The sequence below is a fragment of the Arthrobacter sp. genome (assembly GCF_030540645.1).
Lineage (GTDB): Bacteria > Actinomycetota > Actinomycetes > Actinomycetales > Micrococcaceae > Specibacter.
Genome location: NZ_JAUNVV010000063.1, coordinates 1 through 13,682 on the forward strand (window position 1 = coordinate 1; position 13,682 = coordinate 13,682).

Genomic DNA, 13,682 nt, shown 5'->3' on the forward strand with positions numbered 1-13,682 from the left:
GTGTTCTCCGTCGTCAGTGGCGAGGCAGTCCACCCCTGCTGCTGGGCATCCCTTCGGCGCGGGAGAACTAGCTGCCTAACCTGCGCGAGTCTGGCCTGGGGCCCGGGATTGCTTGGCGTTCCACCAGCTTCGTGGCCGTGCGTGGCATGGTGGCCCGCGGTCTGGGCTGCCTGGGGTGCCACAGGCCATGGAGGGAAAACCAGCCACAGCGACATCTACTTCTCCAACCCAGCCGACCAAAAGACAAGCCCCGGAATCTAGTACCCCGCTACCGGGTCCACCACCCCGGCCAGCTCCTGTCCGCTGGCAAAACGGCGGACATTTTCCGCCACCCGGGCGGCCAGCAGTGAGGCCACCATTTCGAACGTGTCCGCGCTGTGCGGGGTGATCAGCGCCTTCGGCTCAGCCCACAGTGGATGACCGTCGGGCAGCGGCTCAGGGTATGTGACGTCCAGGCCGGCCCCGGCCAACCGGTCGGCCGCCAGCGCGGCGCACAGTGCATCCGTGTCGATCAGGCCACCCCGGGCAATGTTCACCACCACCGCGCTTGGCTTCAATAGCGCCAGCTCCGGTGCGCCCAACAGCTGGCGGGTGCTGGTGGTCAGCGCGGCTGCAAGCACCACCACATCCGCATCAGGCAGCACCTGGGCCAAGGCCTCCGAGGTGACGGTGCGGTCCGCGCCGGGAACCGTAATATTCTGCCGGCGGACCACCGTGACGTTGGTGTTGAAGGCCTTCATCAGCCGCACAATTTCCACGCCGATGCCGCCCGCGCCGACCACCAGAACGTTCAGCCCGTGCAACGACGTTCCGGCCTGGGGGCCCCACGAGGTGGCCCGTACCCGCTCCGGCAGCTGGCGCAGCAGGGCCAGCGTCAGGGCAAGAGCGTGTTCGCCCACGGGTGGGGCATAGGCACCTTTGGCGCTGGTCCATATTTTTTCCGGGTACGCCGCAATTGTGTCCATGTAGGACTCGATCCCGGCGGATGGCAGCTGCACCCAGCGGATCGTCGGCCGCGTGTCCAGGATGGTTTTGAGTGCGGCCCGGTCCGGATTGAAGCCAACCACCAGTCCGTCGGGATTGTCGTCAAGATCGGTCAGCACGCCGCCACCGTCCGTGACGGCCGTGGCAAACAGGGGGTGGGAGTCGGGCAAAACGCTAATGCGGGGGGCAAACTGTGTCATGGTGGCAGCTTAACGCACGACGACGACGGGCGGGAGCCGCCGCCGTCGCACGTTAACCTCGAGAGATCATGGCGTCCGTTTATAGTCCATATTTACTGTCGAGGCCGGACGCGTTTGTGGTCTGGAAAGAATCCGTGCTCAAGTCCCCAGAGGATGGCGTTGGAGCGGTCCGTTACGCCGATACGGCGGTAGCAGCTCCGGATAAACGTCTTGACGGTGTTGATGGATAGCCGGGCCCTTTCTGCTATCTCCGCATTACCCAGGCCTTGGGTGATGAGCGCAAGAACTTCAGCTTCCCGCTGGGTCAGGCCTTCTTCGCGGCCGGGCCAATCACCGAGGGTCGATTTCGACTGGCCACTGGATCCTTGGAATACTTGGCTTTCACCTCGGTGGATATCGTGGAGGGCACTAACAAGGTGGGCCGCGGGAAGGCCTTTGGATAGGTACCCGCTGGCACCGTTAGCCAGTGCAGCTTTGATCCGTGTTTCATCGAGGTCCCAAGAATAGACAACCACCTTGCCAGCCAGCGGATTGCTTGCCAGTTCGTGCACATCCGCACCGTCTCCCGGCGTCGCCGCAAACGTATCGTAGAGCGTGAGATCGACCGGTTTGGCCACATTTCGATTAAGGTCGAGTTCGACAACCTCCAAGGTATCCCCATAGGACCGAAGCATCATCTCCAGCCCTCGAAGCACGATTTCATAGTCATCCACCAGGGCGACGCGCAGGTTTGCCATTTTCCCACCATACGGCAGCGGGGGGCGCAAGAGTTCACCCCTTGGGGTGAAGACGTTACCCCCTTCAATAAATAGGCTTTGGGGATGAATTCAGCCGAAACCATGAACAGAAGCACGCCCGAGGACGAGGATCTCGGCCAGGCAACTGTTCGGGAGCTTATTGTTCAATTGGCTCTGGCCGAAGATGAACACCGAAACACCGACGATCCCAGACGGATCGCTGCTCTAGCACGACGCGAGCAAGCAATCGTCGCGGCTATACACCGCTATGGGCTCGTGCCCACAGCCCCGGACAGCCCACAACCTTTTGGGCCGTCAATAGCCTCCTCCGCTGAAAACCTGGTGGTCAAATAGTGCCAATAACGACTACGAAACGGGTAACTCTTGATCAGTTTGAGCACCCTCATACCCGATCATCGGCTGACTTGCAGGCAAGGGCCGCGAGGGTGGTGGTCAGGGATGCTGGCATCGAGATCCACGGATACGTGGTTGCCCGGGAGGGGAACCACGTCCGCGTCATATGGGCTGTAGCGTCCGGTCGGCACCGCCAGCGCACGTTCTCAGCCGAGAGGGTATTCCTGCCAGGCCACGACCACCGCTGGGATGGGTACCTTATTCCTTTCGAAAAGCTCGCTGTCATTCGTCTGGCAGCCCGCTGACCGCGGCGGACGTGTGCGACGTGATGAACTTGCACACTCAGCAGCACGGACTTCACGGGACAAGCATGCCCACCGCTTGTCGAAATACCAGAACTTCTCCGTTGTCCCGTGACTCCAATTCCGGCGATGCGTTGCAGGAGTCAATCTCCCGAACTTTCACACTCGGGCCTTCGGACGTTGGCGTTCCTCTCTCGCCACAACCAACAAGGTTGGAGGCCGGGATGAGCGTTGATGAGTTGGTGCTTCAGTTCATGGGGCTGGCCGACGCTCTCTCTCGCCGCTACAGCGCCCCGGGGTGTGAGGCCGAAGACTTGCAGCAGGTAGCCAGACTCGGACTCGTGAAGGCTGCCAAGAGGTACCGTGACTTGGGAAATCATGGGTTCATGGCCTTTGCAGTGCCGACCATCACTGGGGAGCTCAAACGTCATCTCAGGGATCATTCCTGGGTGGTGCGGCCACCGAGGCCCATCCAGGAAGCCAGGCTCAAGATCAGGCAGGTGCGCCCCGAGCTGACGCAGCATCTGGGAAGGTATCCTTCAATCGCCGATCTGAGTTTGGCCGCTGGCATGTCAGTGACGGAAACGACGCTGGCCGTGATAGCGGAGACGGCCATGGTCGCCCAACCGATCGAGCAAAATGACTCACCAACGAGCTACGAGGACCGAGGGCACGACGTCCTTCTAGCTACGGAGGACCCCGGCTATGAACGCGTTGAGCAAAAGCTGACCCTTGAAGCGGCTCTCAGCGACACGAGCGAGCAAGACCGGCTGCTACTTCATTTGCGCTTCGTCCTGGAGTTGTCGCAGGGGCAGATCGCCCAGAAACTCGGTGTCAGTCAAATGCAGATTTCCCGACGCCTCAAACAGTTGCTCGACCGTCTCGGACGTCGCCTGACCGAGCCCGCGGAAAAGTAGACGGAAGAGCTGGAAACAACGCGAGGTGGCCCCGTCCCGCGTCCTCCTTGGAGTACGCGGGACGGGGCCACCTTAATTTCCCGCTAGAAATAGCACCTGACGGAAGTGCTTGGCGCTGTCAGGCGCGGCGTCGCACAACAGCGCCATAGACGCCCAAGACGACGAGTGAGCCCACGATGGCGACCAGCCAGGTTTGCAGGCTCCAGAAATTCTCAAGCCCGACGCCGAAAATCGCCCCACCGATCCATCCGCCGATCAAGGCCCCCACGACTCCCAGGAGCATGGTGATAAGGATCCCACCACTCTGACGGCCGGGCAGAATGGCTTTGGCGATCGCACCAACGATGAGTCCCAGTATCAGGAACGCGATAAAACTCATGAACTAACTCCTTTTATTTCAACTTCTCAGATCGAGTGGGGACGTGCCCACTATGGGCCTGCCCCGGTGACTCCGTGACGATTAGCGTTCAGTGACGTCCTTGGCGGCATCCTTGACGTGCTCACCAGCCTGCTTGACACCAGCCTTGGCCTGGTCCACTTCACCTTCCGCTTCAAGGCCCTGATCGTTCGTGGCTGCACCGATGTGCTCCTTGGCCTTGCCCTTGAGCTCCTCGGCCTTATTTTCAAACTTGTCTGCTATACCCATGGTTGTCTCCTTCAGGGAACGAAAAGCACGAGGGGCCTACCGGCCGCTGCTCTTCGATCCGTTTACCGGGCTACGCGGCAATGGCGCCACGAGCCTCAACCATGACAATTCCCCCAATCGGGGTAATTCAAACATTTTCGATACCAAGTTCTTCAAGTTCTTCACCAAGGTGTACTTTTCATAGCGTAGAACCGATGGCGCCCGCCGGGGTCAGCCATTTCACGCCTTGATGGATTTCATTCGCTACCGGCCAAAATCAAGGGGTTCTTGATCAACAACCCACCTCAATACTCAGGTGCTGAGATTCTCTTGGCCACCGGTCGAGTCCGGTCCGGGGCACCAAAGAGCCACTGACCTGTGGTTTTCGGGTCTACTTACTTTGGTACGAGGCACGCACCCATTTCGCCAGCACTTTAGTTGAACTCGTCGCCTGTGGCCATAGCTGAAAACTGGGCGTAAGCTGTGCGTAAACATTTCTGGTCTCGCACTTTGAAGAAAGCTAATTCCTCGTCCAGAAAGTAACCAGGCCATGTCAGACTCCACTGAAAGCCCAAACCATCCCGTCCCCGTCGTTTTCATCCACGGCCTGTGGCTCCATTCCAGCTCGTGGGACCCGTGGCTGGAGAAGTTTCGATCCCGCGGCTATTCCGTGACGGCTCCGGGATGGCCAGGAGAAGGCGAAACCGTCGCCGCCACCCGCGAGGAACCCGACGGCATGAATGACGTCGGTATTGATGCGATCTGCCACCACTATGCGGACCTCATCGGCGCACCCGAGATCAAGCCCATCGTCATCGGCCACTCCTTCGGCGGCCTCATAGCCCAAGAGCTACTAGCCCACGGCTATGCCGCAGCAGCAGTGGCCATCGACCCGGCACCTATCAAGGGCGTGAAGGCACTGCCGTTCTCGGCACTGAAGACAGCGTTCCCCGTCCTTTCCAACCCGGCAAACCGCAAGAAGACGGTGTCCCTGAACGCCAAACAGTTCCACTACAGCTTTGGCAACACGCTCGAGGACAGCGAGTCCAATGAACTCTTTGAAAAGTGGACCATTCCGGGGCCCGGGCGCCCGCTGTTTGAAGATGCAACCGCCAACTTCGCAAAGAATTCTCCAGCCGCCGTTGACACCCACGCAGCGGAGAGGGGCCCACTGCTCCTGACTGCAGGAACCGAAGACCACACCGCACCCAAAATCGTCGTCCAGCAGGCATTCAAGCTCTATGCCGACAATGCCAAATCCGTCACCGAGTACCACGAGTTTGAAGGGCGCGGCCATTCCCTGGCCATTGACAAGGGCTGGGACGACGTCGCCAACGTCACCTTGGAATGGCTGAGCGGCAAGGGGTTCTAGCGCAATGGATCTCGGTTTGCAGGGGAAAGTTGCCGTAGTTACGGGCGCCAGCAAAGGGATAGGTCTTGCCATAGTTCGGGCCCTCCTGGTCGAAGGTGCCACCGTCGTTGCCTGCGCACGGTCAACGTCCCCTGAGCTGGACGAACTACTGGGCAACGTTCAGCTCACCTTCGTCCCTGTTGACCTAGCGGGGCCGGACGGAGGTCAAGCACTGGTCCATGCGGCAGGTCCCAAAATTGATATTCTCGTCAACAATGTTGGCGCCGCCAAAACCCGGCTTGGTAGCTTCCTGGAAATCTCCGACGATGACTGGGCAGCGTCCCTGAACCTGAACTTCCTGGCCGCCATGCGTGTCACTAGAGCCGTCCTTCCAACAATGCTGCACGCCGGCGGTGGAACAATCGTCAACGTGGCTTCCATCAATGCGTTCCTTCCGGATCCCGACGTCATGGACTACAGCGCTGCGAAAGCGGCCCTCTGGAATTTCGCCAAGTCACTCTCGAAGGAATATGGCCACCAAGGTATTCGGGTGAACTGTGTCAGCCCAGGCCCGGTCGAGACAGACTTGTGGCTTGGCAGTGGAGGCGTTGCTGACACCGTGTCTCAGGCAACCGGCCAAACTCCCGCCGCTGTGGCCTCCGCCGCCGCATCCAATGCGGCGACGGGACGGTTCAGCCACCCGGCCGAGATTGCCGACGTCGTGCTTTTCCTTGCCAGTGACAAGGCGGCCAATGCCACCGGATCAAACTTCACCATAGACGGCGGAATGATCACTACCCTGTGAACGCCTGCCTTCCCAACGCTGGGCTGGGGAGTCCCTTCTTGAACTTGGCGCATCCGTCCAAAGCTCGATCCTTCGCCCAGATGCCGTCTCAGATCGGCTCACTGCGTGGGGTAGGGCGCCGATGAATTATTGATGCCCCAGTAGGAGTGACCACGGACACCTGCAGGAATTAGCGAAGGGAAACCTAGCCTTATTGCTGTAGGATGTTTTTCTCATCCATATTGCGTCCACGCCAAGGAACTAAATGACAACCACGCTGCCTGCGCCCGAACCCACCATGGCCGCCGTCATCACCGCGTACCGCACCTACCTCTCGGGCGTACTGGATACGATTTCCAGCCAGGCGCTGACTCTGAAGGCCTCGATCGGCAACAACGACCTCGACGCCGCCCGTACGCAGTGGTTGGCCACACAACTGTCTTGGCAGCGCGTGGGAGCTGCCTACGGCAGCTTTGGCAAACTGGGCGAAGCCATCAACGGGCTCCCAGCTGGCCTACCCAAGGGGGCCGCGGACCCGGCCTTTACGGGACTCCACCGCATCGAGTATGGGCTCTTCCATGGGCAGGGCCCAGCCGAGCTGGTGGCCATCACCGCCGCACTGCACGACAACGTCACCAGCCTCCATGCGGAGCTGCCAACGCTGGACATTGCCGGCATGGATATGGCCATCCGATCCCACGAGATCCTTGAGGACTCACTGCGGGACAACCTCTCCGGCCACAACGACCAAGGTAGCGGCATGGCGCTGGCGCTGACCTTCGCCGACCTCGACGGCACACGGGTGGTCCTCGCACTCATGCGCACCGTGGTCGACGGCCTCCACCCGGGCTACACCGCCACGGTGTCCGCCACCTTGGACCGGCTGGGCACAGCGCTGAACGCCACCAAACTCGACGGTACCTGGCCCGTATGGGACACCCTGCCCCTGCCTGACAGGCAGACCGTGACAGGAGCCATCGGCGCCTCCCTCGAAGCCCTCGCTTACATCCCCGCCCTCTTCTCCACCGACGACGACTGAGACCATGACAGACGACACCACGAACACCACCGAACCCCAGTCGGACAGGTCTCAAGGGAGGAAGCACGTGAACCCGGGCCGCCGCAGCTTCCTGCTGGGTGCCGGCTCTGGCATCGCCGCAACAGCTTTGGCCGCCACGGCCGCTTCTGCGGCCAGGTCCGCACCGCACAGCACGACGCCGGCAGCCCAGGTCCTGCCTGCCGTCCCCTTCCACGGGGCGAACCAGGCAGGCGTCTACCGCCCCGCCGCGCAACAACGCTCTGCCTGCTTCGCCTCATTCCGGGTGCTTTCCGCCAACCAGGCGGAGCTGAAGGCCCTGCTGCAGACCCTGACGGCCCAAGGCGCGACGCTAGCGGCCGGAGTCAAGACCGACGCCCCCGTGCGGGCTGATGACCTTCCAGCCATCGCGGGTGGGCCCCCGTCCAACTCGGGTGTGCTTGGCGACGACGTGCCCGCGGACTCCTTCACCATGACGGTGGGGCTCTCCAACACCATCTTCAGCAACCCGGCATGGGGACTGTCGGCCAAGAAGCCCCGGGGGCTGACCGAGATGACGGTGTTTCCCAATGACTCACCGGACCCGGCCTGGACCGGCGGTGATCTGTTGCTGCAGCTGTGCGCGGATTCCGCCGACACCATCCACTACGCGCTGCGGGAGATCACGAAGGCCACCCGTGGCCAGTTGGCCCTGACGTGGAAGCTCAACGGCTTCCATTCCGCCCCACGCCCGGTGGGCACCCCGCGGAACCTCTTCGGCTACCGGGACGGGATCGTAAACCCGGCACAAGATGAGAACCGTGTGTGGATCACGAAGGACTCCGGCCAGCCCGACTGGGCCGTCGGCGGGACTTTCATGGTGGTCCGTGTCATCCGCATGCTCGTGGAGTTCTGGGACCGTGTGGGCCTTGGCGAACAGGACGGCATGATTGGCCGCCACCGCGCCAACGGCGCCCCGCTGGGGCAGACCAAGGAGACCGACGCGCCGGACTATGCCAACGACCCCGACGGTCAGAATGTGCCACTGGACGCCCACATCAGGATGGCCAACCCACGCACCACGGCCACCGATGCCTCACGCCTTCTGCGCCGTGGTTACAACTATGACCTCGGCGTGGATCTCAACGGCAACATGCAGGCCGGGCTGATCTTCACCTGTTTCCAGCAGAACATCCAGGAACAGTTCGAGGCCACACAGCTGCGCCTCGTGGATGAGCCGATGACCGACTACGTAGAGCCCTTCGGCGGCGGCTACTTCATTGCACTGCCCGGCGTCCCGGCGGCGGGCAGCGGCTTCCTCGGCGAGGGGCTTTTCACTTAATGCCATCGATGTAAAGGCTCACGGTTTTGGGGATCAGGCCCCGCCGACAGCAAACCAACTTCAGTTGAGCTGGGCCGACTGCTCTGCCGACGAGGCGGAGCCCATCCGTCGACATGGTGCAGCACACCTCCATCAGCCCACGCGTTGACGGCCGGGTCATAGGAGGTCCCGATGGAATGCTTTCCACGGTTGGCGTCCAGTGCCTTCCAGTACCCGTACACAGATTGTTGATGTTCTAAAGAAAGTTGAACCAACTGCCGCATCGCATCGTTGGGCTCACAAACCCATCAGAAGTGCGACGCTCGACGCAATCCTTGGTGGCGGCGTCGAACGTAGTTGCCGAATCTGTAGCCGGCAGGAACCATGGTCCCCGTGCTGGCCGGGGTTTGGAATGGGCCTCGGCAGTGCCGAGGCGGATGCCACGCTGACACAAAGAGGCACTGCGAAGGGGGATGACCCGGCTTCCACTGTCACGGAAAGTGCGATGGGTGTGACAGTCAGAGCCGTCGCCGTGTTGCTGATCAGTTGGTCCATGACGGCCGTTACGATAAAAAATCCGGCGAGCAGCAGATAGGGGCGGTCTCCGCCAGTGAAGTGCAGAATGCCGTTTGCCAGCATGTCTGCAGTACCTGTCTAGGCGGCGGCTCCTGAGAGCGGGACCATGCAGGCAACGATGACCAAGGTTGGTATAGCACCGGACCCAGCGGAACTGCTTGACGGCGAATGGCGTCGGGTGATTCCACCAGCTTTCCCCACCCCCGGAAGGATTTGCCGGCGCGTTGGTGTGCCAAGACCACCAATATGCCGCTGTCAGTCAGCATGCCCGGGCACGTACAACAGTGCCATCCACAGGATTGTCTTGCAAACACTGGACGCTGAGCAGGCGGACACCGTCTGAGACGGCAGGCAGCACAGCCGAAGTTGCCTTCCCACCTGGGCACCGCCGGTGGACACCAGGAGACGCACAAGGGTGTCCTCCAATTTCAGAATGTTCACGGGAGACCCGGTCCGCACAAGCAGGGAACCTGCGTGGGCAGCCATGCGACCACGGCTCCATTGACGCTGATCACCGTACTGAGAACGGCCGTGAATGCCATGATCAGTTACAGGAGGCGCGATCTGCGGGTACCCGCATATTTGACGAGTAGTCCTCCCATCCATGCGGTGGACGCCGGAGACATCGATGGCCTCGGCCACCGCAAACAGCGCGGCAATGAGGAGCACTGTGCAGGAACCAAAGCCCGGAAATGCATCGTCAGCGCAGCTGACCCCGGTCCCATACTGGACAAGCGCAACTTACAAAGCCACAACCTCGACAGGAAGCTTGCTCCAAATAAAGGCTGCGACACTGGCTGCCGGCATCAAGAGCACGATCGTGATGTCTGTCTCGCTGACAGACCAGTGGCAGTTCAGGTGCACGCCAACAGCAAGTGTGATGAGTTCTCACGGGGGCCCGCAAGACGTCTTTTCTGGCTTCCTGCCGCGCCAACAACGTCACTCGCGGTTGAAGGTCTGAAGTCGCTTTTGCATCTCCCAATAGGGCGTGGCAGCCGGAACTAGCCCGCCGCACCCCGAGTTCGCCCAGCTCTGCAACAGTCAGCGACTGGTGTGCCAGCACGTTGACAGGCAGCCCAATCCCGGCGGTGATGCTCCGGATTGCCTCCGAGACGGCAAGTCCAGGGAGAAAGATTCCATCCGCCCCCGCGTTGGCGTAGATGCGGGCGCGGAGCAGCACGGCGTCCACGGTGGCTTCTTCGGCGAACCAGAGGTTGTCCACCTGGGCATTGACGAACACGCCCGGGGTGCTCTGCTTGACGGCGGCAATCTTGGCGGCAGCCGCTACCGGATTGATCAGGTGCCCGTCCCTGCTGTCCTCGATGTTGACGCCAACCACGCCCTCGACCGCCAGCCGGGCCACAAATTCCGCAACCTCGACGGGGTCGTCAGAGTACCCGTCTTCAATATCTGCCGTTATGTGGACGGGCAGGTGGCACAGCTGCTGCGCAAGGGCCGCGGTGGCCGCCTTGCTGAGCCGGCCGCCGTCGGGCACCCTGGCACTTGCCGCCATGCCAAAGCTGGTGGTGCCAACAGCGAGGGCGCCTTCAATCTGCAAACTCGGACGGCACGCGTCAGGATGGGAAGTCCAGTATGTTCCCTATGCACTGACCGCTCGTCGGATCATACCGATGAGGCTGCTGGCCAATCCCGGCAGCGCGTCGTCGTCCGGCTGCTGTGCCATGAGCCAGATATCCATTGCCTGGCCCATTCCCATCACGACGGCGATTAGCAGCGACGGTGGCAGATCCTCGCGCACTGCCCCCACGCCTTGACCGGTGGCGAGTGCCTGCTCGATCCAGGGCATCGAGGCCTGCTCAAGGTCGCCCTGTGCGGCCTGGAACGAGGGGGTTCCCGACGCAGCGGTCCACCCGCGCAGCAGTGCCGCCAGCTGCGGTGAGGCCGCAAGCGCCCGCAACAAATTCAGGTAGTAGCCTTCCAGCACGGACCAGAACTCATCGGCACCTCCCCTGTCCAGTTCCGGCAGCGGACCCACACGCACAAAGAGCCCGGCCAGTCCGGTGCGTGCGACGTAGGTGTAGAGATCCTCCTTGCCGTCGAAGTAGTAGTACATTGTTCCCTTGGAAATGCCGGCCGCCTCGATCATCCGGTTCAGCGAGGCTTCGTGGAATCCGTGGGCGGCAAACTCGTCCAGCGCTGCCTGCAGAATGGACTGCTGCTGCTTCTGCGGCAGTTTCGTAAATCGGGGCCTGACCATCCCGTTACAGCGCTGTCGTCGTCGCAGGAAAAGCAGGAAGCTCCACCGCGTCGTGGAAGCTCCGTCCCATCACGAGGTCGGCAACCTTGGGAAGCCCCATCAAGCGCATCACAGTGTTCCTTTCGAAAAGCTGAAGTCTGTTCTTCGGTGCGAACGCCAGCCCCAACCCCACGGCGGCATCCTGCTTGGAACGCAGCAACGGGGCCAGCCGCGCCTGATAGCGGGCGAATGCGTCCCGATGGTCACCCCCTGAGGCGAGTTCCGCTCCCAGCGTGTAGGCGCCGACCATGGCCAGCGCGGAGCCCTGCCCCGCCAAAAACGAGGGGCACGCCGCGGCATCGCCCACCAAAGCCACCCGCCCAGTCGTCCACGATCGCATCCGGATCTGGCTCACGGAATCGAAATAGAAGTCCTTGGCCTTGGCCATGAGATCGAGCATGTCTGGCACCTCCCACCCCTTGCCCGTGAGCTTTGCCCGCAACAACTCCTCCTGTGCTGCGCGATCAGCTGGTACGTCACCCTCATGCCGGACGCTAAACAGGAACAACGTCTTATCGTCGCGCAGGGAAAGCCGAACAGCCTGAAAGCCGACGTCGGCGTACATCATCGCAACGAGTTCGTCCCGCTGTGGATACCCCGTCGCTTCGAACGCGGCGACCACCAGCCCCAGGTATCTCTCGAAGCCCTCATCCGGGCCGAAGGCGAGCTGCCTTACCTTGGAGTGGAGTCCGTCGGCACCGACGACCAGGTCGAAGTCTCCGGTCCTCCCGCTCTCAAAGCTGACCCTCACCCGATCGCCATCGTCGGCAAGGTCTGCCACCGTGTCGCCCAGGATCAGCTCGGCAGCACCACCAAGTGCTTCGTAGATCACTGCCGAGAGGTCGGAGCGGGCCAGACTCAAATAGGTTTCCACCGATTCCATGATGGCCTCGGGCTTGAAGGAAGCTATTCGACCGCCCTCGCGATTCACGGCCCGGGCTTCCGTCATGACGTACCCGCGCTGCCGCAGTTTGGGCACAATGCCCATTTTCTCGGCCATTTCGAACCCTGCACCCCAAAAATCGATCAGGTATCCGCCGCTGCGCAATTCCTGTGCATGTTCGACGATGGTGACGTGGTGCCCCGCCTTGTTCAGCCAGAACGCCAGCGTCGGGCCCGCAATACCTGCACCTACAATCAAGACGTTCATGATGGAACCTCGATCCAACGTTTTCTAGACCACCAGTTCAGACCGCTGGTCTACAGATGTCAAGGATGGATAAAAGGTCTGCCGAAACTTTGGATGCAGTGGATCCGTAACATGTTCTGCAAACTGACTTGCACAGGACAAATGGTCCGGACACGGCCTGATTTCCAGCCATCATCAGGTCGCAGTGGGGCTTGTTAGCCATCGGCCGCCACTCGGGAAACCCGTTCGGGGCGTTGAAGCGCGGAACTTGTCATGCACTCTTGACTCATGGATAGCCCATGCCTAATTTTTCCAAAAATATACAAAAGTATCCGATAGAAAGAAGTGGAAGCTCTGGGGTATGAGCCTGCTTCCCGTTCTTTCTTGGGAGTAGTCATCATGAAAAATGCCGTCAGATCCAGGACGGGAAAATTGATGAAAATGCTGGCTGCTTGCGCGGCTTCCCTCGGGCTGATCATGACGACCGGCATCGATGCATCGCAGGCCGACCCTAGACTTTCCCCAACTGCCCACGCCTCGCCGCCGCATCCAGAAACTTGATCACCTTCTCCTCACTCGTCGGGGAGAAATCCCGGTAATAGGAACCTACGGGAAAGAAATTTGACGGAGTCACGACGCAGATCACCTCGTCAGCGTCCACGAAGTGTTCCACGGTGTCGCGCGGCCCGACAGGCACCGCAAGCACCACCCGTGCGGCACCCAGATGGCGGGCAACCTGGCAGGCCGCCCGCGCCGTCGACCCCGTAGCGATACCGTCGTCGACAATGACGACCACACAGCCCTTAAGATCGATCCGCGGCCTGCCGCGGCGCAACCGCACGCTACGTGCCTCAAGGGCCATCCACTCCCGGTCCTCCACTTCGCGCTGCTCCGCCTCCGACACCTGCGCCGCCGCGAGCACCCTGTCATCGAGAACGCGCACGCCGCCCTCAGCGATCGCGCCCATCGCCACTTCTGGCTGGAACGGCACCCCGAGTTTGCGCACAACGATCACATCAAGCGGGGCGTCGAGGGCCTTCGCAACCTCGGCGGCGACGGGAACACCGCCTCTAGGCAGTCCGAGCACGACGACGTCGGAACCCTTGAGCGCGTCAAGCCGCGCGGCCAGC

15 protein-coding genes and 1 pseudogene are annotated in these 13,682 nt (G+C 61.5%); 7 read left to right on the forward strand and 9 right to left on the reverse strand.

What is annotated here, in order from left to right:
• Window positions 1-257 precede the first annotated feature (257 nt).
• Complete coding sequence (locus tag Q4P21_RS11715; RefSeq protein WP_303388947.1) at window positions 258-1,184, reverse strand: NAD(P)-dependent oxidoreductase; 927 nt, start codon at window positions 1,182-1,184, stop codon at window positions 258-260.
• 92 nt (window positions 1,185-1,276) lie between these two features.
• Window positions 1,277-1,921: a response regulator transcription factor gene (locus tag Q4P21_RS11720; protein WP_303388948.1), complete on the reverse strand. Its 645-nt coding sequence runs from the start codon at window positions 1,919-1,921 to the stop codon at window positions 1,277-1,279.
• A gap of 84 nt (window positions 1,922-2,005) precedes the next feature.
• On the opposite strand from Q4P21_RS11720, the gene Q4P21_RS11725 reads away from it, so the two are divergent.
• Together Q4P21_RS11725 and Q4P21_RS11730 are read left to right on the forward strand one after the other, a co-directional pair.
• Window positions 2,006-2,275, forward strand: coding sequence for a hypothetical protein (locus tag Q4P21_RS11725; protein WP_303388949.1), 270 nt, complete (start codon window positions 2,006-2,008; stop codon window positions 2,273-2,275).
• Between the two features lie 526 nt (window positions 2,276-2,801).
• Window positions 2,802-3,494 carry a sigma-70 family RNA polymerase sigma factor gene (locus Q4P21_RS11730; protein ID WP_303388950.1) on the forward strand — a complete coding sequence of 231 codons (693 nt, stop codon included), beginning with the start codon at window positions 2,802-2,804 and terminating at the stop codon, window positions 3,492-3,494.
• A gap of 118 nt (window positions 3,495-3,612) precedes the next feature.
• On the opposite strand, the gene Q4P21_RS11735 is transcribed toward Q4P21_RS11730, so the two are convergent.
• Together Q4P21_RS11735 and Q4P21_RS11740 are read right to left on the reverse strand one after the other, a co-directional pair.
• Window positions 3,613-3,873: a GlsB/YeaQ/YmgE family stress response membrane protein gene (locus Q4P21_RS11735; RefSeq protein WP_303388951.1), complete on the reverse strand. Its 261-nt coding sequence runs from the start codon at window positions 3,871-3,873 to the stop codon at window positions 3,613-3,615.
• Window positions 3,874-3,954: 81 nt separating this feature from the next.
• A complete protein-coding gene (locus Q4P21_RS11740; RefSeq protein WP_303388952.1) occupies window positions 3,955-4,140 on the reverse strand; it encodes a CsbD family protein in 186 nt (61 codons plus the stop codon).
• Here Q4P21_RS11740 and Q4P21_RS11745 point away from each other — a divergent pair.
• The 5 genes from Q4P21_RS11745 to Q4P21_RS11765 all read left to right on the forward strand — a co-directional run bounded on the left by Q4P21_RS11745 (window position 4,139) and on the right by Q4P21_RS11765 (window position 8,611).
• The gene (locus Q4P21_RS11745) at window positions 4,139-4,324 is read left to right on the forward strand and encodes a hypothetical protein (protein ID WP_303388953.1); all 186 of its coding nucleotides are present in this window, start codon (window positions 4,139-4,141) and stop codon (window positions 4,322-4,324) included. The genes Q4P21_RS11740 and Q4P21_RS11745 overlap by 2 nt on opposite strands.
• 345 nt (window positions 4,325-4,669) lie before the next feature.
• Window positions 4,670-5,491, forward strand: a complete 822-nt coding sequence (locus tag Q4P21_RS11750) for an alpha/beta hydrolase (RefSeq protein ID WP_303388954.1) — start codon at window positions 4,670-4,672, stop codon at window positions 5,489-5,491.
• 4 nt (window positions 5,492-5,495) lie between these two features.
• Window positions 5,496-6,275: an SDR family NAD(P)-dependent oxidoreductase gene (locus Q4P21_RS11755; protein ID WP_303388955.1), complete on the forward strand. Its 780-nt coding sequence runs from the start codon at window positions 5,496-5,498 to the stop codon at window positions 6,273-6,275.
• A gap of 244 nt (window positions 6,276-6,519) precedes the next feature.
• Complete coding sequence (locus Q4P21_RS11760) at window positions 6,520-7,293, forward strand: EfeM/EfeO family lipoprotein (RefSeq protein ID WP_303388956.1); 774 nt, start codon at window positions 6,520-6,522, stop codon at window positions 7,291-7,293.
• A 4-nt stretch (window positions 7,294-7,297) separates the two neighbouring features.
• A complete protein-coding gene (locus tag Q4P21_RS11765) occupies window positions 7,298-8,611 on the forward strand; it encodes a Dyp-type peroxidase (protein ID WP_303388957.1) in 1,314 nt (437 codons plus the stop codon).
• A gap of 276 nt (window positions 8,612-8,887) precedes the next feature.
• Here the strand turns inward: Q4P21_RS11765 and Q4P21_RS16345 are convergent.
• The 5 genes and pseudogenes from Q4P21_RS16345 to Q4P21_RS11785 all read right to left on the reverse strand — a co-directional run.
• A pseudogene (locus Q4P21_RS16345) lies at window positions 8,888-9,232 on the reverse strand (hypothetical protein); the annotation flags it as partial.
• A gap of 634 nt (window positions 9,233-9,866) precedes the next feature.
• Complete coding sequence (locus Q4P21_RS11770) at window positions 9,867-10,724, reverse strand: isocitrate lyase/phosphoenolpyruvate mutase family protein (RefSeq protein WP_303388958.1); 858 nt, start codon at window positions 10,722-10,724, stop codon at window positions 9,867-9,869.
• A gap of 42 nt (window positions 10,725-10,766) precedes the next feature.
• Entirely contained in the window at window positions 10,767-11,384 is a 618-nt protein-coding gene (locus Q4P21_RS11775) for a TetR/AcrR family transcriptional regulator (RefSeq protein WP_303388959.1), read from the reverse strand.
• Between the two features lie 4 nt (window positions 11,385-11,388).
• Complete coding sequence (locus Q4P21_RS11780; protein WP_303388960.1) at window positions 11,389-12,573, reverse strand: FAD-binding domain; 1,185 nt, start codon at window positions 12,571-12,573, stop codon at window positions 11,389-11,391.
• A 490-nt stretch (window positions 12,574-13,063) separates the two neighbouring features.
• Window positions 13,064-13,682 (reverse strand): phosphoribosyltransferase (locus tag Q4P21_RS11785; protein ID WP_369598897.1); only part of this gene is annotated, 619 nt, incomplete at its 5' end.

What these genes read in the sequence shown, in the direction of transcription:
- Q4P21_RS11715 (WP_303388947.1), bottom strand. Translation starts at nt 1,184, where the DNA reads ATGACACAGTTTGCCCCCCGCATTAGCGTTTTGCCCGACTCCCACCCC.
- Q4P21_RS11720 (WP_303388948.1), bottom strand. Translation starts at nt 1,921, where the DNA reads ATGGCAAACCTGCGCGTCGCCCTGGTGGATGACTATGAAATCGTGCTT.
- Q4P21_RS11725 (WP_303388949.1), top strand. Translation starts at nt 2,006, where the DNA reads ATGAATTCAGCCGAAACCATGAACAGAAGCACGCCCGAGGACGAGGAT.
- Q4P21_RS11730 (WP_303388950.1), top strand. Translation starts at nt 2,802, where the DNA reads ATGAGCGTTGATGAGTTGGTGCTTCAGTTCATGGGGCTGGCCGACGCT.
- Q4P21_RS11735 (WP_303388951.1), bottom strand. Translation starts at nt 3,873, where the DNA reads ATGAGTTTTATCGCGTTCCTGATACTGGGACTCATCGTTGGTGCGATC.
- Q4P21_RS11745 (WP_303388953.1), top strand. Translation starts at nt 4,139, where the DNA reads ATGGTTGTCTCCTTCAGGGAACGAAAAGCACGAGGGGCCTACCGGCCG.
- Q4P21_RS11740 (WP_303388952.1), bottom strand. Translation starts at nt 4,140, where the DNA reads ATGGGTATAGCAGACAAGTTTGAAAATAAGGCCGAGGAGCTCAAGGGC.
- Q4P21_RS11750 (WP_303388954.1), top strand. Translation starts at nt 4,670, where the DNA reads ATGTCAGACTCCACTGAAAGCCCAAACCATCCCGTCCCCGTCGTTTTC.
- Q4P21_RS11755 (WP_303388955.1), top strand. Translation starts at nt 5,496, where the DNA reads ATGGATCTCGGTTTGCAGGGGAAAGTTGCCGTAGTTACGGGCGCCAGC.
- Q4P21_RS11760 (WP_303388956.1), top strand. Translation starts at nt 6,520, where the DNA reads ATGACAACCACGCTGCCTGCGCCCGAACCCACCATGGCCGCCGTCATC.
- Q4P21_RS11765 (WP_303388957.1), top strand. Translation starts at nt 7,298, where the DNA reads ATGACAGACGACACCACGAACACCACCGAACCCCAGTCGGACAGGTCT.
- Q4P21_RS11775 (WP_303388959.1), bottom strand. Translation starts at nt 11,384, where the DNA reads ATGGTCAGGCCCCGATTTACGAAACTGCCGCAGAAGCAGCAGCAGTCC.
- Q4P21_RS11780 (WP_303388960.1), bottom strand. Translation starts at nt 12,573, where the DNA reads ATGAACGTCTTGATTGTAGGTGCAGGTATTGCGGGCCCGACGCTGGCG.